Raw genomic sequence first — 3,015 nt, 5'->3', positions numbered from 1 at the left:
CAGAAAAATCTGCCACCCGAGCAACATACCGGATATATCCCCCCTGAACCACACACCTATTGTGGTGATGACGATCATGAACACGATCATGAATTGCAAGATAAACCGATCAAGTGGGTTGAATAAATTTTAAGGATTTCGCCATGACTGCCGTTGAACAATCACTGCCTGCCAAAGAACAGCAACCAAAAACCATTTACCTAAAAGATTACCAGGTTCCCGGCTACCTCATCAAAACGACTGATTTGCGGTTTGAAATCTATGAGGGTGAAACTATTGTGAGTGCGATGTTGCATTTGTATCGTAACCCGGCTGCGAAAATGCCTGCTACACAACTGACTTTGCATGGTGCTGATCTGGAATTGGTTTCTATCGCACTCGATGGAAAAATTCTCTCTAATGGTGATTACGAATTTGGCGAAGAAAGTCTAACCATTTTTAATACGCCGGCTGAATTCAAGCTGCTGAGTATTACCAAAATCAAGCCTGAATCGAATACATCGCTGGAGGGTTTGTATCGCTCGCGCACCATGTATTGCACGCAATGTGAGGCCGAAGGTTTTCGCAAGATTACCTATTATCTGGATCGCCCGGATGTAATGAGCGAATTCACGACAACCGTTGTGGCCGATAAAAAATACCCAGTACTTTTGTCCAACGGTAATTTAATTGACCAGGGCGATGCAGAAAACAATCGCCACTATGCAACCTGGCATGATCCGTTTAAAAAGCCGGCTTATTTATTTGCATTGGTTGCAGGCGATCTTGCGCACATTGAAGATAAATTTACGACCTGTTCCAAGCGCGAAGTCACATTGAAAATTTTTGTTGAACCAAAGGATTTGGATAAATGCGACCACGCTATGACCTCGCTCAAAAATTCCATGCGTTGGGATGAAGAAGTCTATGGTCGCGAATACGATCTCAATATTTTTATGATTGTGGCAGTCGATGATTTCAATATGGGAGCCATGGAAAATAAAGGCCTCAATATTTTTAATACCTCCTGTGTGCTGGCAAAACCGGAAACTACCACCGACGGTGGTTTTCAGCGTGTGGAAGGCGTAGTGGCGCACGAGTATTTCCATAACTGGAGCGGCAACCGTGTCACCTGTCGCGATTGGTTCCAGCTGAGTTTAAAAGAAGGGTTTACGGTTTATCGCGATTCAGAGTTTTCTGCCGATATGGGCTCTCGCACCGTTAAAAGGGTTGAAGATGTAACCCTGCTGCGCACTTTGCAGTTTGCGGAAGATGCAGGCCCTATGGCGCATCCGATCCGCCCTGAGTCCTATATCGAAATTTCCAATTTTTACACCATGACGATCTATGAAAAAGGCGCAGAAATAATTCGTATGTTGGCGACTTTGCTCGGCAAAGAAAATTTCCGTAAAGGCACCGATTTATATTTTGAACGTCACGATGGACAAGCGGTGACGACTGAAGATTTTGTCGCAGCACTTTCCGATGCATCGGGGCGTGATCTCACACAATTCAAACGTTGGTATTCACAGGCGGGCACTCCTCGCTTACAGGTAAGTGATCGTTACGATGAAGATGCGCAGGAATATTCGCTCACTATTAAACAATCCTGTCCACCAACACCTGAGTGCCAGCAAAAACTCCCTTTCCATATTCCTGTTGCAATAGGCTTGTTAGGTAGTGCAGGGGACTTGCCGCTGTATTTAAAGGATGCAGAACCTGATTTTGAGACTGGTGATAACACTCATAAAGTGTTGGAGTTAACAGCGGCAGAGCAAACTTTCGTATTCCAACGCGTACAAGAAAAACCGGTGCCCAGTCTATTGCGTGGTTTTTCTGCGCCGGTGAAGTTGCATTACGACTACAGTCGAGATGATTTGATTGTGCTCATGAGCCGCGATAGCGATGGTTTTAATCGCTGGGAGGCGAGCCAGCAATTGGGCTTGCAAGCTATTCATCGTGCGATGGAGGCGTATCAGCACGGTGAGGACCTTGCTGCATTGCAGCCCGATGCAGATTTGGTTGCCGCTTACCGCAGTGTTCTGCAGGACGATAGCCTCGATAAAGCGATGGTAGCTTATATGCTCAGCTTGCCATCCGAAGCCTATCTCAGTGAATTGACCGATCTTGTTGATGTAGAGGCAATTCACTATAGCCGTACTGCAATCCGTAAAATGCTTGCGCGCGAATTGCGCGATGATTTTGCCCGTATTTACCGGGCGTATGATCACGCACAGCCCTATGCAGCAACTGCCGATGCTATTGCCATGCGCAGTTTGAAAAATGTCGCTTTGGGCTACTTAATGTTGTTGGGTGAAGAGACACTAGTACGCGCCTGCGAGCAGCAATACCGCACTGCCAATAATATGACCGATGTGATAGCCGCCTTGACCCAACTGGTGAACGCAGATGTGCCTTTAGCGCAGCAGCTGGCAGAAGTGGCCCTCGCAGATTTTTATCAGCGTTGGCAGCATGAATCACTGGTGGTCAATCAATGGATTAGCGTACAGGCAACCTGCGTACTACCTAACACCTTGGCTAAAGTAAAAACACTGCAAACCCATGCCGCTTATGATGGAAAAAATCCCAACAAAATCCGCGCGCTGGTTGCCAGTTTTTGCAATGGCAATGCGATTAATTTTCATGCTGATGCTGGCGCCGGCTATAAATTTCTGGCCGACCAAATCATTGTGCTGAATACACAAAACCCGCAAATTGCTTCACGCTTGTTAACACCGCTCACTAAATGGAAAAAATACAGTCTTGAGCGGCAGCGTTTGATGAAAACAGAATTGGAAAGAATTATGGCTACACCAGGTCTTTCCAAAGATGTGTTTGAAGTGGTGAGCAAAAGTTTGGTGTAAGTGAAATCTTATAATTAAAACAAAGAACGGGCATCGCGCAAGTGATGCCCGTTTTTTTTGGCCTGTGTCTGGCATGAATGTTGATAGATATACCTCATATATTACCCATAAGTAAAAAACCGCAATGGGTTGTGCATCTTTTTGTTGCATTGATAAGGCTGGAAAATTTCTC

General features: G+C 45.7%; 1 protein-coding gene. It reads left to right on the top strand.

Translation table 11 applies throughout. The annotated features are described in order from the left end of the window. The first annotated feature begins 143 nt into the window (after nt 1-143). Complete coding sequence (gene pepN, locus ACWA6V_RS20025; RefSeq protein WP_449524148.1) at nt 144-2,843, top strand: aminopeptidase N; 2,700 nt, start codon at nt 144-146, stop codon at nt 2,841-2,843. Nucleotides 2,844-3,015 lie beyond the last annotated feature (172 nt).

This window comes from Cellvibrio sp., from assembly GCF_053579595.1.
This window is presented reverse-complemented; position numbering and strand designations above follow the sequence as displayed.

Bases quoted from the DNA above. Each gene is read 5' to 3' on its own strand.
- pepN (WP_449524148.1), top strand. From the start codon at position 144: ATGACTGCCGTTGAACAATCACTGCCTGCCAAAGAACAGCAACCAAAA.